At 34.1% G+C, this 21,649-nt stretch carries 19 protein-coding genes; 1 reads left to right on the top strand and 18 read right to left on the bottom strand.

All coding sequences use genetic code 11. From position 1 onward, the window contains the following. Positions 1–275 precede the first annotated feature (275 nt). From GWR14_RS19570 to GWR14_RS23740, 7 genes are all read right to left on the bottom strand, one after another. Positions 276–1,631, bottom strand: coding sequence for a hypothetical protein (locus GWR14_RS19570; RefSeq protein ID WP_163410833.1), 1,356 nt, complete (start codon positions 1,629–1,631; stop codon positions 276–278). A 208-nt stretch (positions 1,632–1,839) separates the two neighbouring features. Then, complete coding sequence (locus GWR14_RS19565) at positions 1,840–3,195, bottom strand: hypothetical protein (RefSeq protein ID WP_163410832.1); 1,356 nt, start codon at positions 3,193–3,195, stop codon at positions 1,840–1,842. 251 nt (positions 3,196–3,446) lie between these two features. Continuing rightward, positions 3,447–4,865: a TolC family protein gene (locus GWR14_RS19560; protein ID WP_163410831.1), complete on the bottom strand. Its 1,419-nt coding sequence runs from the start codon at positions 4,863–4,865 to the stop codon at positions 3,447–3,449. A gap of 323 nt (positions 4,866–5,188) precedes the next feature. Beyond that, on the bottom strand, positions 5,189–8,356 hold the full coding sequence (locus GWR14_RS19555; protein ID WP_163410830.1) for an efflux RND transporter permease subunit: 3,168 nt from the start codon (positions 8,354–8,356) through the stop codon (positions 5,189–5,191). Positions 8,357–8,368: 12 nt separating this feature from the next. Beyond that, positions 8,369–9,586 (bottom strand): efflux RND transporter periplasmic adaptor subunit, encoded by a 1,218-nt coding sequence (locus tag GWR14_RS19550; RefSeq protein ID WP_163410829.1) that lies wholly within the window; start codon positions 9,584–9,586, stop codon positions 8,369–8,371. Between the two features lie 247 nt (positions 9,587–9,833). Beyond that, positions 9,834–10,427 (bottom strand): TetR/AcrR family transcriptional regulator, encoded by a 594-nt coding sequence (locus GWR14_RS19545; RefSeq protein WP_163410828.1) that lies wholly within the window; start codon positions 10,425–10,427, stop codon positions 9,834–9,836. A 627-nt stretch (positions 10,428–11,054) separates the two neighbouring features. After that, positions 11,055–11,231, bottom strand: a complete 177-nt coding sequence (locus tag GWR14_RS23740) for a hypothetical protein (RefSeq protein WP_187356546.1) — start codon at positions 11,229–11,231, stop codon at positions 11,055–11,057. Between the two features lie 128 nt (positions 11,232–11,359). Here GWR14_RS23740 and GWR14_RS19540 point away from each other — a divergent pair, with 128 nt between their 5' ends. Continuing rightward, entirely contained in the window at positions 11,360–11,803 is a 444-nt protein-coding gene (locus GWR14_RS19540; RefSeq protein ID WP_163410827.1) for a cupin domain-containing protein, read from the top strand. On the opposite strand, the gene GWR14_RS19535 is transcribed toward GWR14_RS19540, so the two are convergent. The 11 genes from GWR14_RS19535 to GWR14_RS19485 all read right to left on the bottom strand — a co-directional run bounded on the left by GWR14_RS19535 (position 11,784) and on the right by GWR14_RS19485 (position 21,614). After that, positions 11,784–12,179, bottom strand: coding sequence for a DoxX family protein (locus GWR14_RS19535; protein ID WP_163410826.1), 396 nt, complete (start codon positions 12,177–12,179; stop codon positions 11,784–11,786). The genes GWR14_RS19540 and GWR14_RS19535 overlap by 20 nt on opposite strands. Positions 12,180–12,186: 7 nt before the next feature. After that, entirely contained in the window at positions 12,187–12,651 is a 465-nt protein-coding gene (locus GWR14_RS19530) for an SRPBCC family protein (protein WP_163410825.1), read from the bottom strand. Between the two features lie 2 nt (positions 12,652–12,653). Further along, positions 12,654–12,974, bottom strand: coding sequence for an ArsR/SmtB family transcription factor (locus GWR14_RS19525; protein ID WP_163410824.1), 321 nt, complete (start codon positions 12,972–12,974; stop codon positions 12,654–12,656). A 166-nt stretch (positions 12,975–13,140) separates the two neighbouring features. Then, a complete protein-coding gene (locus GWR14_RS19520; protein ID WP_163410823.1) occupies positions 13,141–14,127 on the bottom strand; it encodes a LamG-like jellyroll fold domain-containing protein in 987 nt (328 codons plus the stop codon). Between the two features lie 377 nt (positions 14,128–14,504). Further along, entirely contained in the window at positions 14,505–15,872 is a 1,368-nt protein-coding gene (locus GWR14_RS19515) for an amidohydrolase family protein (protein WP_163410822.1), read from the bottom strand. A gap of 115 nt (positions 15,873–15,987) precedes the next feature. After that, positions 15,988–16,473, bottom strand: a complete 486-nt coding sequence (locus tag GWR14_RS19510) for a nuclear transport factor 2 family protein (RefSeq protein WP_163410821.1) — start codon at positions 16,471–16,473, stop codon at positions 15,988–15,990. Positions 16,474–16,685: 212 nt separating this feature from the next. Beyond that, the gene (locus GWR14_RS19505) at positions 16,686–17,840 is read right to left on the bottom strand and encodes an FAD-dependent oxidoreductase (protein ID WP_163410820.1); all 1,155 of its coding nucleotides are present in this window, start codon (positions 17,838–17,840) and stop codon (positions 16,686–16,688) included. Between the two features lie 24 nt (positions 17,841–17,864). Further along, entirely contained in the window at positions 17,865–18,617 is a 753-nt protein-coding gene (locus tag GWR14_RS19500; RefSeq protein WP_163410819.1) for a helix-turn-helix domain-containing protein, read from the bottom strand. Further along, complete coding sequence (locus GWR14_RS19495) at positions 18,618–19,220, bottom strand: hypothetical protein (RefSeq protein WP_163410818.1); 603 nt, start codon at positions 19,218–19,220, stop codon at positions 18,618–18,620. Positions 19,221–19,268: 48 nt separating this feature from the next. Continuing rightward, a complete protein-coding gene (locus GWR14_RS19490) occupies positions 19,269–20,021 on the bottom strand; it encodes a DUF3784 domain-containing protein (protein WP_163410817.1) in 753 nt (250 codons plus the stop codon). Between the two features lie 93 nt (positions 20,022–20,114). Next, positions 20,115–21,614 carry a serine hydrolase gene (locus tag GWR14_RS19485; RefSeq protein WP_163410816.1) on the bottom strand — a complete coding sequence of 500 codons (1,500 nt, stop codon included), beginning with the start codon at positions 21,612–21,614 and terminating at the stop codon, positions 20,115–20,117. Between the last annotated feature and the right edge of the window lie 35 nt (positions 21,615–21,649).

Genomic DNA, 21,649 nt, shown 5'->3' with positions numbered 1-21,649 from the left:
TAGCTTTTATGGAAGACTAAAAATAGATAAGTTTTTTGTTTGATGCAAGCTGTGTGATAGCTCTCGCAAAGGCGCAATTTTTTTTAAGTCTTTCTTAAGAATAAACTGCAATATTTCTTATAAAAATCGGTATACTAGCCCTGATAGAAGTGAAAATCCTTTTGTGGCGGGGTTCGCCACAAAAGATTGTAGCGGATAGCAGGAAACAGCTCCTAAAAAAAAACGCTATGAAACCAAAAGTCCCACAGCGTTTAAGAATTTTATCAGAATGTATTTTACTCGTAACAAGTATAATCTATCTTGATGGTTTTGGCTTCGTTGTCTTTTGTGAAATTAAAGGTATCAACCAAATTGTAATCATCTAAATGAAATGTTCCCCATAGCTTGTAATTATCATTTTGATCTGCACGTTCAGCTTCGGAGTAATATTTGTCGAAGGTTCTGTCATCCTTTTTCTCTATTTTGGATTTTCTGAATTGAAGAACTTCCTTGTCCTGATAGGAGGTATAGGTATGAATAAACGGAAATTTGTTATTTGCACCGCCACAGTTATGTGTCCATACAACATTATTGATGTAATACGAAATGCAGTTGTTTTCGAATTTTTCTTCCACAAAAGTATTCATGTATGAAAACTTGTCATCAATCATAAGTGTATATGATTTTTGCAGTAGTTTGCCGTTTTCAAGCCAAAATACTCTGGTTTCATTGGCATCTCCAACATTCTCCGTAAATATCATTTTGTTATCATCATAATTGATTGTAGAGGCAGTCTGATCCTCTTTTATGATTTTTATGAGCATGCCGTCTTTGTAGACGAGTTCTTTTTTGCTTTTGTTCTTTCCTTCGCGATCATAATAGGTTATGGATGTTGGGAATCCTTCGTTATTGAAAGAAATACTTTTTAAAGGGATTCGGACTCCTTTCTTTTTAAGGAAATAGGAATCCAGCGTTTTTAATTTTGCAGCTCCCTGCTGAAAAACAGGTATATTGTCTGCTCCAATATCAGGAAAAGGCAAGGAGTAACCGCCTAGAAGCTCTTTCATGACCTCTTTGGATTTTGGAGTAATCTTATTTTTACCTTGTAATGAAGCAACTTCTTTTTTATACTTTTTGGTATTAACAACGTACGATGATTCTTTTTTTGATTTCAACTGGTCCGCTACAAACTCGGTAGCCATTCTTGTTCCTTCCTTAACCTGAACTTTATCATCAATTTTTCCGCTCCAGTAAGCAAAAGCCTGAAAAGATTGCCCGTCTCCGGTAATATCGAGTGTTTGTTTGTTTTCGAAAAGGACGTAAGTGTATTTGGTAATGTTTATGATTTCAAGGTTTTCTTTTGGAAAATTGCGTTTCAATTCTGCTTTTTCAGAATTGTCATCGCTGCCTGCATATACTGTATTTCCTTGTGAAGAATATTCGTTTACATCGACTAAAAAAACATATTTTTTCCCTTTTTGTATTTGTAAAGTATCCGGTATGATCTTTTCAGCTTTTACTTCTATAGTTACTGCCTCTTCCTGAACTGCTGTAGTTTTAGCTTTAGATACGGGCTTTTTTTTACCTTTTTTTTGAGAATATCCCTGAAATGATAGTGTGAGAATGAGAAGGATGCTTAATAAATGTTTCATTTTTAATAAGTTGAATATTTTTTTATTTATAATTTCTTACAAATATAATTATTTTGAATATTAAAAAATAATCATTTTCTTATAATTTAACCAAAATTCACCATTTATTGAAATTGGATTTGTAAAATTTTATATAAAACATTTTCTTGTTTTACCTTCGATGAAAAAAAATGCTATGAAACCAAAAGTCTAACAACGTTTAAAAATTTTATTCGTAATAGGTATAATCTATCTTGATGGTTTTGGCTTCTTTGTCTTCTATAAAATTATAAGTTTCGAGTAAATTAAAGTTATCTAAATAAAACGTCCCCCATAGTTTGTAATTATCATTTTGATCTGGGTGTTTAGCTTCGGAGTAATATTTTTCAAATGTTCGTTCTCCTTTTTTTTCTAATTTGGATTTTACGTAGTGAATAACTTCTCCATTTTGAAAGGATTTAGTAGTATGTTCGTAAGGAAAAAGTGTATTTTGACCACTGCAATCTTTTGACTCTAATGCAGTATTGATATACCGGGATATACAATTATTTTCAATTTTTTCTTCACTATAACTATTCATGTATGAAAATTTATCGTCCCTCATTAAAATATATCTCTTTTCTAAAATTTTGCCATTTTCGAGCCAGAAAATAAATATTGCATCAGTTTCGTTAACAATATCATAAATAATCATTTTATTGTCGTTGTAAGTAATGGGGGTAATTTGGTTTTCTCCATCTATGATTTTTGTAAGTAATCCATCATTGTAGACAAAAGTTCTTTTACTATTAACTTTTCCTTCATCATAATAAGTCGTGGAGGTTGGTAATCCTTCCCTATTAAAAGAAATACTTTTTAAAGGGATTCGGACTCCTTTCTTTTTAAGGAAATAAGAGTCCAGTGTTTTTAATTTTGCATTTTCCATCTGGCAAACAGGCAAATTGTTTGTTTCAATATCTACAAAAGGTAATGATTGACTGTTTAGCCAATGCTTCATAACTTCTTTTGATTCTGAAGTAATTTTGTTTTTGCTTAATAAAGCAGCCACTTCTTTTTTATACTTTCGGGTATTAACAACATACGATGATTCCTTTTTTGATTTCAACTGCTCGGCTACAAATTCGGTTGCCATTCTTGTTCCTTCCTTAACCTGAACTTTATCATCAATTTTTCCGCTCCAGTAAGCAAAAGCCTGAAAAGATTGCCCGTCTCCGGTAATATCGAGTGTTTGTTTGTTTTCGAAAAGGACGTAAGTGTATTTGGTAATGTTTATGATTTCAAGGTTTTCTTTTGGAAAATTGCGTTTCAATTCTGTTTTTTCAGATTCTTCGTCATTGTCTTGATAAACGGTGGTATATCCTTTTGAAGAATTTTCATTAGCATCGATTAAAAAAACATACTTTTTTCCTTTTTGTATGTGTAAGGTGTCCGGTATTATTTTTTCAGCTTTTGCCACCATTTCTGGAGTCAAAACCAAGTCAGGAACTGAAGTAGTTTTAGCTACGGGCTTTTTTTTACCTTTTTTTTGAGAATATCCCTGAAATGATAGTGTGAGAATGAGAAAGATGCTTAATAAATATTTCATTTTAATAAGTTGAATATTTTTTATTTGTAATCTCTTACAAATATAATTCTTTTGAATATTAAAAAATAATCATTTTTCTTATAATTTAATCGGTTATTTGATAATTTGTGAGAAATTTGCTCTTGTGAAATGTATGAAAAACATTCTGTTCCTTATATATCATAAAAAATCAAAAAACGCCATGAAACCAAAATGGTCCCACAGCGTTCTCCTCTCAAAAAATAAATAATTAACGGGTAATGTAACAGGTATTATTTCCAGCCACCGCCAAGAGCGCGGTACAAATCTGTATTGGCTGTAAGTTGTTGTCTTTTTATATCGGCAAGTTCTAGTTCACTTTGTAAAAGATTTGCTTGAGCTGTTAAAACTTCTAAGTATTCTGCCATACCATTTTGGAAAAGCAGGTTAGAGTTCTTAATCGCCTGTTGTAACGTTTTTACTTTCTCTTTCAGAAAAGTTTCCTGTTGCTGTAGTTTTTCCACTTTCACCAAAGCATCCGAAACTTCACTAACGGCAACTAAAACTTGTTGTCTAAAAGCTAAAACCGCTTTTTCTCTTTCTGCAACAGCAATATTATATTGTGTTCTTACTTTTTTGTTGTTCAGGATTGGCTGTGTTAAACCTCCAGCCACAGTTCCGAATAGAGAAGCTGGAATATTGAACCAGCTGCTCGTTTCGAAAGAGTTCAAACCGCCTTGAGCCGTAATTCTGAGAGCTGGGTATAAATCCGCTTTCGTGATACCGACATTTGCGTTTGCTGCTTTAAGTGCCAGTTCAGCACTTTTTACATCTGGTCTTCTGCTTACTAATGAAGACGGAATTCCAATTGAAGGATTGCTTTTAATTTCGATTGAATTTAAAAGAATAGTTCTTTGTTTTGAATTCGGAAAAGAACCAGTCAAAACACTTAAAGCATTTTCCTGAATTGCAATGTTTTGTTCCAATAACGGAATCAATTGCTCTGAGTTTAATTTTTGTGCTTCAGACTGTTGAATTGCTAAAGTAGTGACCTGACCTGCATCATATTTCAATTTAATGATTTTAGTCGTGCTGTCATTTAACTTTAAATTCTGCTGTGCAATTTTTAACTGCGCATCCAGCATCAATAAGTTGTAATATCCTCTTGAAACATTAGCGACAATATTGGTCTGCAAAGCTTTTTTTACTTCTTCAGATTGAAGATATCCTGCGTAAGCTCCTTTCTTTTGGTTTCTGATCTTTCCCCAAATATCAGCCTCCCAAGAAAGTGAAGCTCCAGCAGAATAGTCGTCAATATGTTTTTGCCCCAAAGCTTGATTCAAGTTCATTCCTGTAAAACTATTGTCGGAAGGATTGCTTGTGCTTGCGTTTACAAATAAATTTACCTGAGGAACATTTCCCCATTTTGATTGTGTAAAACGGTATTGCGCAATTTCAATATTTTTTTGTGCAATAAGCAGATCGTTATTTCGGGTAACCGCGCTGTCGATTAACTGAACAATATCTTTCTCTGTAAAGAAGTTTTTCCACTCAATATCGGCAATACTAGTGGTATCACTCGAAACCGATGCACTCCTGAAATTCTCAGGAAATGCATCTTTTGGAGTTTCAATATCCTTAGAGACTTTACAGGATATTAAAGTCGTGATCAGAATGGCGAAGGTCACGATTTTGGTTATATAATTTTTCATTGTCTTTTTATTAGATTTCTTTATCCGTTGGGTGTGATTTTTTTTAAACACATAGAAACATAGTTTTAGAGGGTTTAAAAAAGGCGTTTCACTTGTTTTAAATGCACATAGTTTTGCTATGTGTGGAAACTAGTTTCTTCTAATCTCTTTTTTCAACATAAAATATATTATCTATGTTTCTATGTGTTTATTATTTTCTCAACAGATTATATTTCTGTACAAGTATCTTTTCTGGTTTCAAGATCTCTTGAGAGTCTGTACGATATATATCCGATGCCAAATATGATGGCTACTAAAATGGTTGTGATATAGTTTTCCATATTTTATTTTTCTTCTTCATTATGAATTACAGCAATAGGTTTGCCGCTGAATTTTTCTTGTAAATGCTGGAATACAATAAATAATACTGGAATAATAAATAATCCTAGAATTACTCCTGAAAGCATTCCACCCGCTGCTCCAATACTAATCGAGTGATTTCCCTGAGCCGATGGTCCTTTGGCACTCATCATTGGTACAAGACCAACTACGAAAGCTAGAGAAGTCATGATAATTGGTCGCAGACGTAATTTTGCAGCTTCAATAGAAGCTTTTACCAAGGCTTGTCCTGATTTTCGTTTCTGAACCGCAAATTCCACAATCAAAATGGCATTTTTGGCGAGAAGTCCGATCAGCATGACAAGAGCAACTTGTACGTAAATGTTGTTTTCGATTCCAGTGAAACCAATAGCCACAAATACTCCAAAAATACCTGCAGGGATTGATAAGATTACAGCCAAAGGCAAAATGTAACTTTCGTACTGTGCAGCAAGTAGGAAATAAACGAATATCAAACACAGTAAAAATATAGTTGCAGATTGTCCTCCAGACGAAATCTCCTCACGAGTCTGGCCCGAGAATTCAAACCCGTAACCTGCAGGTAATTGTTGTGCGGCTACTTCTTCAATGGCTTTAATGGCATCTCCGGAACTAAATCCTGGTTTCGGAATGGCATTAATCGAAATTGAATTAAACAAATTGTATCTAGAAGCGGTTTCAGAACCATAAATACGAGATAGTTTTACTAAAGTATTTATAGGCACCATTTCGCCGTTTTTATTTTTAACGAAAACACGATCAATAGCTGTTGGATCGGCTCTGTCGGCGATATCGGCCTGAACTACAACTCGGTAATATTTACCAAAGCGGTTAAAGTCAGATGCCTGTGCGCTACCAAAATAAGCCTGCATGGTTTGTAAAATGTCTTTTACATTTACGCCTAATTGATTAGCTTTTTCGTCATTGATATCCAACTGTAATTGAGGATAATCTGCTTTGAAAGAAGTAAAGGCAACGGCAATTTCTGGACGTTTCATTAATTCGCCGATAAAATTCTGAGAGATTCCACTGAATTTATCCAGTTTTCCTCCCGTTTTATCCTGAAGAACCAAATCCAAAGCCTCAACATTACTAAATCCAGGAACCGTTGGGAAACTGAATACGAAGAAACTTCCTCCCGAAATTGAACCTAGTTTACCGCGAACCTGATTCATAATTTCGTCAATGTTTTTCACTTCTCCGCGATCTTCGTTTGGTTTCAATAAAACAAAAACTACTGCAGAAGATGGACTTGTTGAATTGGTCAATAAGTTGAAACCTGAGATCGCTGTTACGAATCTTGAAGCGTCTAAACCTCTTAAAGTATTCTCAGCTTCGGTCATTACTTTTTGAGTTCCGTCAAGTGAAGTTCCCGATGGAGTGTTTACAGCAATCGCAATAAATCCTTGATCTTCTGTCGGGATAAATCCAGCAGGAGTTGTTTTTACTAATAAAATAGTTGCAGCAGTAATAGCAGCCAATCCACCTAAACTCAACCATTTTTTTCTGATTAAGAATTTAATTCCGCCAACATAACGGTTGGTAAGCGATTCAAAACTGCTGTTAAAAGCACTAAAGAATTTTTCTTTAAATCCTTTTTTCTCGTAAGGTGCATCGTGATCGTGAGCTCCGTGATTATCTTTTAAAAATAATGCAGCAAGAGCTGGACTCAAGGTCAAGGCATTAACAGCCGAAATTACAATTGCAATTGCCATTGTAAAGGCAAACTGACGATAGAAAACCCCTGTTGAGCCTTCCATAAAACCAACCGGCAGGAATACAGCAGCCATTACCAGCGTAATCGAGATAATAGCACCCGTGATTTCGTGCATTGCTTCATGAGTTGCGATTTTTGGAGACAGATGTTTGTGCTCCATTTTCGCATGCACCGCTTCGACTACCACAATGGCATCATCGACCACAATACCAATCGCTAGAATTAAAGCGAAAAGCGTTAAAAGGTTGATCGAGAATCCGAATAACTGCATGAAGAAGAACGTTCCTAAAATTGCTACAGGTACAGCAATAGCCGGGATTAAAGTTGATCTAAAATCCTGAAGGAAAATAAATACCACAATAAAAACCAGAATAAAAGCTTCGACTAAAGTGTGCTCCACTTGTTCGATAGATTGGTCAAGAGAAACTTTTGTACTGTAAAATATATTGTGTTTTATGCCTTTTGGAAAATCTTTAGAAGCCTTTTCCATCATTTTATTGATCGCAATCTGAATGTCATTCGAGTTAGAACCCGCTAACTGAATCACCCCAATTACAATTCCTTTTTTACCATTCAAACGAGTTAAACTGTTGTAAGAGTAAGCTCCCAATTCAACTCTGGCTACATCTTTTAAACGAAGAACAGAACCGTCTGCGTTGGAACGAATAGCAATATTTTGATAATCTTCTGGTTTGGTAAGTTTACCTTTGTATTTAATAACGTATTCAAAAACTTCTTTGCTTCGCTCTCCAAATTTACCTGGAGCCGCTTCCAAACTCTTATCTTGAATCGCGCCCATTACTTCGCTTGGCGTAACATTATGAGTAGCCATTTGTGTTGGGTTTAACCAAACACGCATAGAGTAATCTTTTACACCTCCAAAAATACTGGCAGAACCTACACCCGGAATACGTTTCAATTCGGGAATTATATTGATTTGAGCATAGTTAGCAACAAAAGTCTGATCGTATTTTGCTTCATCTTCGGTATACATACCAATCGCCATGATGAAAGAATTTTGTTGTTTTGCCGTGATAACACCTTGCTGTACCACCTCGGCAGGTAATTGACTTGTCGCTTGTGCCACACGGTTCTGAACGTTTACCGCTGCCTGATCGGCATCTGTTCCCAGTTTAAAGAAAACAGTAATCGCTAATGTACCATCGTTACTGGCTGTAGAACTCATGTACGTCATGTTTTCTACACCATTTATAGATTCTTCCAAAGAAGGTGCCACAGAACGTAAAACCGTTTCTGCGTTAGCTCCAGGATATACCGCCGTAACCAAAACCGATGGAGGCGCAATATCTGGAAACTGTTGTAAAGGCAGTTTAGTTAAACCCAGTACCCCTAAGATCACCAATAGAATGGAGATTACAGTTGCCAGTACCGGTCTTTGTATAAATATTTTGAACATTTTATTTTAAAATTATTTTTTGTTAGTTACTTCGGCAACTTTAGCTGTTTTTTCAGGTTGAATTGCTTGTCCGTCCTGTAATTTGTCAATACCGCTTAACACGATTTGATCACCAGTTTTCACACCGTCTTTGATTAAATAATTCGTACCGTTTTTCCCCACAACGGTAATAGGCATTTTGGTTACTTTGTTGTCTTTTCCAACAGTAAACACAAATACTTTATCCTGCATTTCTACAGTAGCCGATTGTGGCACTAAAATCGCATCGTTGTGATTTAATCCTAAACGGATTCTTCCTGTGTTTCCAGAACGCAATGTTCCGTTTGTATTTGGGAAAGTCGCTCTAAGGGTGATAGCACCTGTAGTTTTATCAAATTGACCGTCTACCATATCAATTTTCCCTGTTTTTGGATAATCAGTATTATCAGCTAAGATCAAGTTAACTGGAGGTAATTTTTTGATTTTATCACCTAAAGAATTCCCAGCATATTTTGATTTAAAGTTGATGAAATCTGTTTCGCTCAAAGAGAAATAAGCAAAAACTTCATGAACATCAGACAAAGTTGTCAAAGCTTCAACATCTGAAGCCGAAACCAAACTTCCTTGTTTTTTAGGCAGTCTTCCGATATAACCGCTTACAGGAGCCGTTACGTTTGTGTATCCTAAATTAATTTTAGCAGAACCTACCATTGCTTTTGCCTGCTCAATATTAGCAGCAGCAATTTTTTGAGAAGCTTTAGCTGTTTTTAACTGATAATCAGAAACTACTTTGTTTTGTACAAGAGGAGTTAGTTTATCAACCTCTAAATTAGCGTTGATTAAAGCCGCTTCAGCTGCATGAAGACTTGCCAAAGCATTGTTTAACTGCTCACGGAACGGACGCTCATTGATTTTAAACAAAGTCTGTCCTTTGTTTACATAAGCACCTTCGTCAACAAAGATTCGGTCAAGATTACCGCTTACCTGTGGACGAATCTCCACGTCAACAGTTCCTTGTATAGAAGCAGGATATTCAGCGTCAGTAGTTGTATTTGCACTTGTAATGGCCAAAACGGGTAAAACCGGTGGAGGCGGAGCCGCTGGACCTTGATTTTTATCGGCACAGCTGCTTAAAACTAATGCCAGAATAAAACTGGTTATAATTACATTTTTCATTTTCATAGTGGTTTTAATTGGTTGAACATTTTCTCGGATTAATTCTTGGGGCATTCTGGCATTCTCGGGATTCATATTTAATTGAATTAAATTATCTAACGTTGTTAAGTAAATGTGCGCAAACTTTCAAACTTTAATCATTTTCAATTCTCTTCTTAAACCAGCATTAAAATATTTAACGGTGTTAAGTAAAAGTCTAAAAAAAGAGCTTTATTACCTCTATTAAATTTTCTAACAGTGTTAAGTGGAAGTTATAAAAAAAAGGATTCTATGTTATCCCGTTTAAATCATTTTACACTGTTAAGTAAAATTGAAAATTTTTTTATTGTATGGATTTGATGATACCACCAATGGCATCCTTCAAAATTTGAGCATTAATTGTTTCTAAAATATCACTTTTGTTAATGATGTTGATGGCGATTAAACCATGAATAACAGAAAAGAAAGTGAAGTACTTTTGTTTTATGATATCTTGACTCGGATTGCTGTCTTTCATTACTTCAGCAATTACCTGAGTGAATAATTTGTAAGGTCCCTCCTGAGCCGAACATCGTTGTGCACAGCAAGTCATTTGAACACCAAACATCAGTTGATACATTTCAGTATTAGTAAAAGCAAAGTCCCAATATGTCATCCACATGGCTTCTAATTGATCTTCGGGTTTTTCAAACTTATCTATTGCAGTCTGTAACTCTTTAGTCAGTTTAATAAAACCTTTGCCTGTCAGTTCTTCTAAAATTGCTTCTTTATTTGAGAAATATTCATAAATAATAGGAGCAGTATATTCGATCTTATCGGCAATTTTACGCATACTCAAACCATTCCAGCCTTCATCTTTTACGATATCATAAGCAGCGCCAAGAATATTATTTCTTGTCTCTTCTTTTTGTCTTAAAATTCGATCTTTGCTAGCCATTTTATTCAAGTATTAAATCGTTTAACACTGTTAGGCAAATGTATGGCGGTTTTTCGTATTACAAAATAAAAATATCATAATATTTTCTTATCGTACCATAGATAGATTGAAAAGACTTGATTTTATTGGGCTTTTGGTTTTTAAATATTTTTTAGGAGCAGAACATTTTTTGTTTTAAGAACGTTTTGTCCCGCTCTGCACTATATCTTTTTTGTTGAACCCCAACAAAAAAGGATGTCGTTTCGATCGGGGCTAAAAGAGAAAGTGTATTTTTTGTAAGAATTTTGTCGAATTTTCAAACTCTGACAAAGTTAGAAGCGAACAATTTTACTATTATTTCACAGGGGATTTTTCTGGATTTTGCGAAGTATGAAAAACAGCATTTAAAAATACAGTCTTCGATAATTCATCAACAATTAAAAACGCAACGTAAGGAAATTTTTTAAAAGGAAGATAGCGATCGATGGTTATTATCGTGAAACTGACAAAGTGGATTTATCTGTAAAGCTTTATAAACCTTTTTGTAATCATTAAGAAAGTTTAATGTAGCTTTCTTACTAGCTTTTAATACATAATATTCAATAGTTTCTTCAATAATTTTTTAAAGCAATTGGAGAAAAAATGACCTTACAATTCATACTTTTTCTTTAAATCAGTATAAATGGATTCGGCATGGGTGTAAAGTTTTTTATCTGAAGTTACTTGTTCATTTAAAATATGCTGCTGTTCTTCGGATAGTTCGTAAGGTTTCACATTTGCAATTTCAAATTTTTTTGTATACGCTGTGATATTAATTGCTTTCATGATTTTTAGAGTTTACTAAAATAGGTAAACAAAATTAAAACAAAAGTCTAATCTTCATGTTAATGATTATACATTATTTTTTATAACGTATTTATGTACGTCAATTTTTCGTAACATTGTCAAAAAAAATGAAAACATCAACTACCATAAAAACCGCAATTGCTGTATTGTTTTTTCAGCAAACAGCATTTTCTCAGGAAACTAAAAAAGAAACCGTTTCAACTGAACCAAAATACACCATCGAAAACTGCGTGAATCATTTTGAGCTGGACAAAGCGACCAAAACAAAAGTAGGGTATCAGTACTGGTTTGCTGATAAAAATTTCACACTCGAAAATACCCTCAAAATGAGTATTGTTGAGCCTGGTAAATCAACACACGCACCGCACCATCATCTGGAAGAAGAATTCTTTTATATTCTGGAAGGTTCTGCATCTTTTTATTTAGATGGTAAAACTGTAGTGGTTGGGCCCAATACAAGTTTATACTGCCCATCCAACGCAGAACATGGCATAAGCAATGCCGGAACTACCAATTTGAAATATTTGGTGATTAAGAAGGATTTGAGGTAACGGTTAATACTTTTCTGTCAGAAGGTCTGAAATACCACGATAAAAATGTAAGTGCTAAAAGTAATGTAGGACCAAAATATTCAATCGCACTGTCGCCAACAGCAAAATGGGAGAAAATTGCTCCGGTCATCGTAAAGAAAAAACCGGCATAAGCCCATTCTTTTAACAACCCTGATTTTGGAAGAAGTACTGCAACAGATCCTAACAATTTCCAAATACCAATAATAGTTAAGAAGTAGGCAGGGTATCCTAAATGCAGACTGGTTTTATCTACTTCTTCTTTCATTTTAACAAGCTGAACGATTCCGGTGGAGACCATTCCTAATACTAACCAAACGGTAGCAATCCAGTAAATAATTTTGTTCCTTTTTGACATTTTGATATTATTTTAGTGATGATATAATTTCCTGAAGTCGGTTATGGGCCATATTGATTCCCTGCGCAAAAGGCATTTGAAGAAGCTGATCCCTGAATTTAGGAGACTTAAATAATTGCAGTATTGTAAGCCTGCTGGTCGTTTCGGTTAACTTTTCAAATTCAAGGTATTCCAGCTGAACAGGGAATGGAGTATTTTCCATTTCAAAAGTCCGTGTGATTTTTTCATTTAAAACATACTCATGAATTACTCCGTTTGCCCTGAAAACGACATTGCCTTCATGTGAAGTTTCAAACTGATAACTACCGTGTTTTTTACTTTCGAGTTTAAGTACTTTAGTTCCCATCCATTGTTCAATCAGTTCCGATTCTGAATAGGCTTTAAACACTAATTCAACAGGAAGGTCAAATTCTCGGGTTATGGTCAATTCCTGTTTACCGTTTTCTGCGATTACCTTTGTTTTTTGTTCCATAGTTATTCTTTTTTATAATTTTTCATGATTTCTTCCAGTTTATTAAACTTATCATCCCACATTTTGCGGAAAGGCTCAAGGAAATCGGCTATTTCTTTCATTTTAGTCGGATTAAAATGATAATAAATTTCTCTTCCCTGCTGCTCTTGTCTCAGTAATTCACATTCCGTTAAAATCTGTAAATGTTTTGAAACCGTTGGTCTTGCAGTATCAAAGTTAGATGCAATAGCTCCGGCTGTCATTGATTGTGTAGTGAGCAGCAATAGTATCGACCTTCTTGTAGGGTCGGCAATGGCCTGAAATACGTCTCGTCTTAAATTCATTATGAAGTTATTTGACTACAAATATAAGTGTAGTTATTTGACTACGCAAATTTTTATGATGTTTTTTAGAAGAACAATACTTTGATGTTTAATGGTTTAATCGTAAAAAAAACAGCCTCAATTAAATTTCTTTAAATGAGGCTGTTTTGGAAGTTATAAAAGTTTTTTACTTTTTGATAAATTTTATAGCATTGCCGCCATTCAATTTCAAGAAGTAGGCTCCGTTAGTTAAACTTTGAATGTTGATTTTTGTATTGCTGTCTATTGTTCCGCTTTTTACTTCCGAACCCGAAACATTATATATTGCATAATTTTCTGTTTTAGTTAAGGCAGAAATCTGAATAAAATCTGATGAAGGGTTTGGGTATAATTTAATAGAATTATTTACTCCATTAAACTTGTCTGTTGACAATGTCAGTGTACTTCCTATCCAGTTTGAAGATGCACCGGTCAAAGCAAAATTATAAAGTGTTCCATTGTTAGAACCCAGTTCGTCAATCAGGCTGGTTTCTGATGTATTGTTTCCGTTGGCAGTTCCCTGGTTGAATTTATAGTAAGAAACTAAACCTGTCTGTGGCAAAGTTAGTCTGACAGATTTATTGGAATTGATTTCAGTTGCTGTTCTGGCGGTATTCCAAATACGTACTTCGGCTATATCTACATTCAAATATCTGCTATCAATATACGCAGCACCTATATATATATTAGGATTTGAATTCAAAACCACAGCACTAGCAACATTTAACTGATTATCCAAAACACCATCAACATAAAGAGCAGCTCCAACATTCTCATCTCTAACCAGGGCAACATGATGCCAGTTTCCATCAAAAAGATTAATATTACCGTTTAAGGTTTGATTAAGGCTTCCATCCCAAAAACTTAATTTATTGTTTAGAACAGAGAAAGCAAAATCATTGGCATTACCTCCAACATCTGAATCCATGATTCCGGCTCCCTGATAAGCTACAGATCCTGTAGGTGAATTGCTCAATAGTTTAATGTTGGCTTCTAATGTAAATGATGCTGTTGTAACATTGTTAATAGCAACAACATCATTAATACCGTCAAAATTTAGAGCGTTAGTTGACTGTGCATTCAGAGCGGCAGACAACAACATAAGTAATGATGCTAAAATGTAATTTTGTTTCATAGATTTAGGCTTTTAATATTTAATATAATTAGGGTATAGTTTACTTTTTTGAACTCTTTATTTATTTATAAAGCATAAAAAAAATACAGATCTATTCAGGTTTATTGTCCGAAAGTCTGATATTAATTAGAATAAAGAATTATGAAAACATATTTTTTTTGTCCGGCGAAAATACAACTTAAAATGTCATATAATCAAGGAAATAAGTGCGAAATCTTAAATATTTTTGCAGTTTTTGTAGTAGTTTTAAGATTATTCTTAGTTTTTGTGTTTTTGCTTAGTGGAAAACAAATAAGCAGGTTGTTTGTTAAATTTGATTAAGTATTTTTATTACGTCTTAGAACTATCTTTTTGAAGTTTTTTGGGAGAAAAGGTTCTTAGTTTTGTTCAAAAACAATTCCGTCTTTAATAATAATCTTGTCTGAAAGAAAGTTTTTGTAATTTTCAAAAGGACTTTTATCCCAGATAAGCAAATTGGCTTTTTTTCCTTTCTCAATCGAACCATATTGATCGTCAAGTTTTAGAGCTATTGCTCCGTTTAGGGTTGAAATCTGGAGGATCTCAGGAATCGTAAATCCATATTCTGATAAAAGTAGTAGTTCTGAAATGAATACTTTGCCACCACTTGGCCAGTCGGTGCCAATTCGAAGTTGCACTCCTTTGTCAAATGATTGTTTTACATAACCCATAAATAGTTTAAAATTCTCTCTGCACCGGGCTAATTGTTCTGGAGATAAAGAAGTATCGGCTTTGGTAGTAAAATAAGTTAATCCGAAGGGTTCTGCCATCAAATGGATTGAGGTCGAAAATGTGGCTTTATTTTTCGAAAGTTTATCAATCAAAGTGTTTAACGCTTCCGGTCTTTTGTCGTGGATATAGCGAAACATTTCCAGTCTTTCTAACTGACGATTTGCTTTTTCTGCACCCGGAGCGTAATATTTTTGCATTTCCAGTTTAAAATCTTTGTCATCATTCTGAACCCTCCAGACACTGTTTACCAAAGTCAAAAGATGTTCGTAATTTCTTAATCCAATATCCAGTGTGGTGTCTATAAACATGATATTTTGGTCAATATGTCCGTAAACATTCATTTTGAGACTGTCGGCAGTTTTAAATGCGGTTTCAAATTCGGGTTTTCTTAGTTTCCAGTACAGCTTTATATGTTTTAGACCTAATTTATGATATTCCAGCACTTTTTTTCTGGCTGCTGAGGGAGAATCTGCAATAACGTGATTGATATAGGGTTTACGGCCTTCGTTTGAAACCAATGCCCCGCCAACAGTACTAATATCTAAATAATTGGGTTGGGGGTTTGAATGCCAGTCAAGTATTGGTTCGAGCCATTTTTCTGAATGTCCCATAATCATGGCATTTGTCACGCCGTAAGGCAAAAAAATGTCCGAAAGTCGTTTTCTATAAAGTGTTAAGGAATCTTTTGGCAAATATTCAGGCAATTTACCATAAGTGCGATAAACATCGGTGGGATGAATGTGAGTATCGACAAATCCCGGGGTTACCAGTTTTCCGCCGACATCAATAGTTTTTACAGCCGAATAGTTTTTTTGTTTGCTGGTTACTTTAACAATAATCCAATCCTTAATCAGAATCGTTTGGTTTGCTAAAGTGGTGCCTTTTTTACTGTCAAACACTTTTGCGTTTTTTACAGCAAGATCAAATTTTCCTTTCTGTCCAAAGGCAAGAAAAGTCATCAAAAAAAACAGGGTAAGCGTAACTAATTTTGTCATCGTAATGATATTTTAAAATTACACATACAACGTCCAGTTACTTTTGAATATGAAATCGGTTATAACATCCGACTGGACTGTACTAATTTATGAAAAAACATTGTTAGACAGTAACTTAATGTAGACTAATTACTTTTGTAATTTTCCATTCGTTGTTTTCCTTTTTCCAAATAATGGTAAACCTACCAATTTTTGAAACACTGTTTGGTTCTTCTTTATTTTGAAATTTATGGAATCCAATTTCTACAGCTCCGTAATCTTTTATAGGATAAACTTCGATACTGCCTTTCACCAGTTCCCGGGTTACTTTTCCGCAGACATTCTTTTTGGTTGCTGAAACGATATCTTCCTTAGAATTCATAAAACCACCTTTATCATGAAAAAACTCTATATTCTCAGAATAAAACGAACTGTATTTTTCAAGATTTACATCACAGGTATTATAAGCACCAAAAAAAGCGCTGTCTAAACTGACAATAGTTTTGTATAAAGCAGGGTCATCAGGTATATAATTTTCTGTGATTCTGTATTTGGTTGTAGTCGAACAGCTTAATAAGATAAATGCTGTGAAAATAAAAAGGATAGAGGCGGATGGTTTCATGTTTTAAGTTTAGGTTACACAAACTAAGTTATGAAAAAAAGACAAACTTTTGTTGCTAATGATCCGCTGTCTAAAATTGATTAAAAAACAACATTTAGATTTTAATATGATCCTGATCTGAGTCGAAACTCTTAGCGTTTCATAAGTTTTCGACTCCGCTCAGGATGGCACTTACTGTTTTAATATAGTCATGTCATAAAACAGCTTCTTCTTTAATGACTTCCAAAAAAGCCAAGCATGGTTTCCAAAGCATTTTCTGAATGCATTCGTTCACCATTTTGAAGAGATTCCCGGGCTATTTCTGAAGCTCTTAAACGCATGTTGTTTTCGTAAACAGTAATCGCTTCATGTATCGTTTTATCTGAAGTCAAAAGTTCGCTTAGTTCCAGAGCATCCCTCATGGCCATATTTACTCCTTCGCCTGCAAACGGAGGCATTACGTGTGCAGCATCGCCTAGCATTGTCACATTTGGCATACTTTTCCAGTTTTGATCTAATGGCATACAGTAAATAGGGCGGGGGATAAACGGCATTGCAGCACCTTCAAACAATTCGTGCCAGATTGTGCTCCATTCCGGATATTCTTTTTTGAACCAGGCTAATAATTGTGATTTATCAGAATAATCCAAACCACTGTTTTCAGCCCATTTTTCATCTGTTCTGAAACTTGCGTAAAAACCAATTTCGTCATCGCCTTTTTGCCCCATTAAAAGATTTTTGCTCTTTCCGAAGGCCATTATTTTTCCGCCACGAAGTAAAGAATTCATTTTTGGAGCTGTTGCCGATGCATTATAAATAGTGCCTTCGAGCATTGTAATTCCGGAATAAAAAGCTTTGATGTCTGTGATATAAGGGCGAATTTTAGAGTTGGCTCCGTCAGCAGCAATAACAAGATCTGCATATTCTGAATTTCCGTTTTTGAAATAAATCAGCCAGCCTTCATCTTTTGGTTCCATCGAAATAAAATGGCTGTTCCAGACAACTGTTTTAGGCTGTAAGGATTCTAATAGTATTTTACGTAAGGCGCCTCTGCTTATTTCCGGACGAAAATGTTCATGTCCAAAATTTTCTTCGGGTTTTCCGTCATGATCGCTGAAGAAAACTTCTGCTTCTTCATTAATAATTTGCATTCGGTCAGCACCAGGCATATAATTTTTTTTGAATTCATCCAGTAAACCGGCTTTGCTGATTGCAGCTAATCCTGAATCCTCATGAAGATCGAGTGGAGAACCCTGAACACGAGCATCTTTATTGAGATCTCTTTCGAATACTTTTACGTTTAATCCTTTTAATTCAAGAAGTCTGGCAAGTGTTAATCCGCCTGGACCACCTCCGATAATGGCAATTTTTTTATTTTCTAAAAGCATAATTTTAAATTTTATGCTGCAAAATTATTTCTTGTGATAGACCAAAAATTGTAAAAAACGGTCATTTTGATTTTTAAACAATTCCTTGGGAGATACGCCCGAAAGCTTTTTTATTTCCTTTATAAAATGTGACTGATCTGTAAAATTGAGTTGTGGAGAAAGTTTTCCGTCTTTAATGTGATGCAACGAAGCCTGAAAACGCAGGATACTGCAATAGGTTTTTAATGAAATTCCTAATTGCTGATTAAAATAGCGATTGATTTGCCTTTCGCTCCAGGATATTTGTTCAGATAAATGTTTGATGTTTATTTCGCCATCTGCAGCAAAAATTAATTCAAAGAGTTTGTGTTTTCGTAAATCAGTTTCTTTTGGCAGAAGTGATTTGATTTTTTGAGAAGCTTTTTGACTGAATGCCTGAAAATTATCAAGGTCGTTTATATTGAAATCCCAAAAATTATTTGGCAGTTCTTTTCCGCTGTCTACCAATTGGGCAATCGAATCATGAAAAATATATTCTAAAGCAAGCGGATTGAAACTTACAGCAAAAAACATTTCAATATTTGTTTTGGGCATTGGCTTGGGTTTTGTTTCCAGTCCCATAAGCATAATCTGAAACTGATTATCTGTTGTTTTGCAGAACAATAAATCAATTTTTCCATTCGGAATAATGACTCCTTCATTAAAACCGGACAAATTATGCAGCGAAGAAAAACAATATACAAAATCTGCAAGCGCTGTATCTGGCTTAATAAGATTATATTCAGGCGGATTGTTCATTTACTTAATTTCAAATTGCTTCACCATCCAGTGACTGGAATGATTTTTAACCAAATCATTTTTAATTTCAGGATTTTTTGTATTCAGATATTTATAAACCTTAAGCGGTACAGAATCCGGGTAGGCCGTTAAAGCAGTATTTATATTGGATAAGGCTTCAGCTGGCTGATTATTTGAGTTAAATGCTTCAGTTTTATAGATGTAAACGATTGCCGGAACTTTGTTGTAGACCGTTTTAAATTCATGCTCCAAATCATTCATCAAATCAACCTGAAATTTTGCATTTGACATTTTTCCTGCTGCTGCTGTCTGCGTAATATGATCCTGATAAATCATAAACATTACCAAAAGATGGTAATTGCTGGCTTTTGGATTTTGATACAGTTTTTCAAATTTTGTTGAAACTTCAGGATTCAACTCACCCAAATCCGATTGCAAAACCTGATTATAAAATTCCTGAAGTAAATCAAAAACAGCTTTGTCCTGAGAGTCAATTTTGGTTTCCTTTTTTAGTTGATCGATGTATTTTTTATATTCTTCCGGTTCTTGTGCTGTTATATTTATTGAAATAAAAAATAAAATGATTAAGCTTAGTTTTTTCATTTTGTCAATTTGAAATTGATGAGTTATTTTATAGTAGAATACACAAATTTATTTTTCAGGATCAGAAAAGTTTTTTACATTAATTTTTGTGCTTATATCATTATATATTTCTGTGTTGGATTCATCTTTAGATGAGTAATAGATTTTCTGGTTATCTTTTGTAGTAATCAGCAAAAGAGGTGTTTTGTCTGAGTTAATTAAAAGTTTTACCTCTTTGTCATTTACAATCGTGAAATCTCCTTTTTTTATTGTTTCAAGGGCAAAACCTTTTATTTTAGAATGAATTTCGGGTAATTTGTTAACTAACTGAATTGATTTTAGATCGGTTAATTTTATTTCAGTTCCGTATTCTCCATCGATTTCTATTTGGTTATTGTTCAATGTAATCTTATTGTCATTCAGAGTTTGCTTAAACTCAAAGGCTATGAATACAAAAAGAAAAAGAAAAGCGAATACTGTAATATAAGTTATGGCTTTTTGTTTAGTTGTTTTTTCTGTTGAGTAATTTTTTCCTTTCCATATAAAGTAAACATAGGCAAGAATAGGGTAGGTTCCCATGAAAATTCCGCTCCAGTCTGCATCCACAAAATAAAAAAGAAGCAAAGCAATCACAAACAGTGAAATACCCAGAAATAGATGAAAGTTTCTGAAAAAAGGAATATAGCATTTAATATCAAATTTTTGTCGTTCCTCTTCAGACATCATATTGTAACCGGACAATAAATATTTGGCATTGTTTTCATTGACAATAAATGCTATTCCGATAAAAAGTATACTTAAAATAAAAATAGGTGTTATCATCTGCTTAAAATTTATATTAAATCGAAGATATCGGTAAAACGAAAATACAAATTATAATGATAGTTTTTTATGCCTAATAATGTTCAGAAACTTTTATTTCGTTTCAATTTCAATTATTTTATTGCCATAATCACCCAAATAGTGTGTCAGGAGCTTTTCATAAATTTTATATCCATCGTCCACATTTGTAAAAATTAGTAATCCTTGTTTTGTTTTAGGAAAAATAAAAGCAATAGTCTGTACGCCATTATCTGCCCCTCCGTGTGAGAGCGCTGTATTGCCATCCTCAAAATTGTAAATTTCAAAACCAAGTCCAAAATGTTTTCCATTTTTAGATGCAACTTGCGGACTCGCCATATCTGTGAAAACTTGTTCAGAAAGACCATCACTGTTTATTACACTTACCAGGAATTTTCCATAATCTTCAATGGTAGTCAATAAATCATCGGCTGCATTTGGTATTTTGTTTTTTAAGGTTTCATAACTCTTTCCATTTTTATCGTAACCAATAACCAGTCTTGATATATCCACATTTTTGTCCCATACGTATCTTGTGTCATACATTTTTAACGGTTCAAAAATAAGTTCGGAAGCTAGTTGCTGTAAAGATTTCTTAAATTTCTTTTCAAGTGCTTTTCTAAGATATTCTAATCCTTCACCGGAATATTGGTATTTTGTTCCGGGATCGAATTGAAAATTAAGTTTTTTATCATCGTTCATCCATCTCCAGTTTGGAAAACCTGTTTGATGGCTTAAAATGAGTCTTGTTGTGAGTTTTTTGTTTCGGGAATCGTTTATAATGTCGGGATCAGTCCAATATTTATAAAGAGGTTCATCTAAATCCCATTTACCTGAGCTAACGAGTTTTAAAGCAACTATTGCTGTTACAGGTTTTGTTAAAGAGGCAACGTTAAAAATAGTATTATAAGGTGCAGAAACACCTTTAGTGATTTCACCAAAAACTTTTATTTGTTTAAGCTTTCCGCTTTCTATTATTCCAATTCCTACAGTTGGGACTTTATTTTCTCTGAGCCATTTTTCAATTGCTTCATCATTGTCAAAAATAGGATTGTTGTCAGTTTCAAGCTGTTTTTGAATGTGTTCGTAGCTAAAAGATTTAGAAAGTTTCCATTCGCCATTTTCTAAAGTCCAAAAATGTGTAAATCGGGCAGAGCTTCCGAATTTTTCTGCCTGATCCTTTTGTTTTTCAAAAAACTGATGTACTCCAGTTTGAATTGCAGCGTAAATTTTACCATTATTATTTTTGTCATGCAGCGCAAAGATTTCGGTACTTTCAGGCAATAGTTCTCTTCGCGCCTGATAATTGGAAGGATTTCCACATAGGCCATTTCGTAAATCTTTAAGAAATTTTTTTCTGTCTGAAATGCCATCTATATCATGAAAAAACTCAAATTTTTCACTTAATAAATTTTCAAATTGTGAAATGTCGCACTTGTTAAAGCCAAGATTAAAAAGTAAACTGTCTTTTGAGATGATTGTTTTATAAAGATCAGATTTTTTGTCAGTCTGTGCGTTACCGTTTATAATAATACTGATTGTAAAAATGAAACTGAAGAAGATTTGCTTTGTCATGATTTTTTTTTGCAAAGATCAAAAAGACTAATCTT

Source organism: Flavobacterium ajazii (genome assembly GCF_010614725.1).
GTDB lineage: Bacteria > Bacteroidota > Bacteroidia > Flavobacteriales > Flavobacteriaceae > Flavobacterium > Flavobacterium ajazii.
This window is presented reverse-complemented; position numbering and strand designations above follow the sequence as displayed.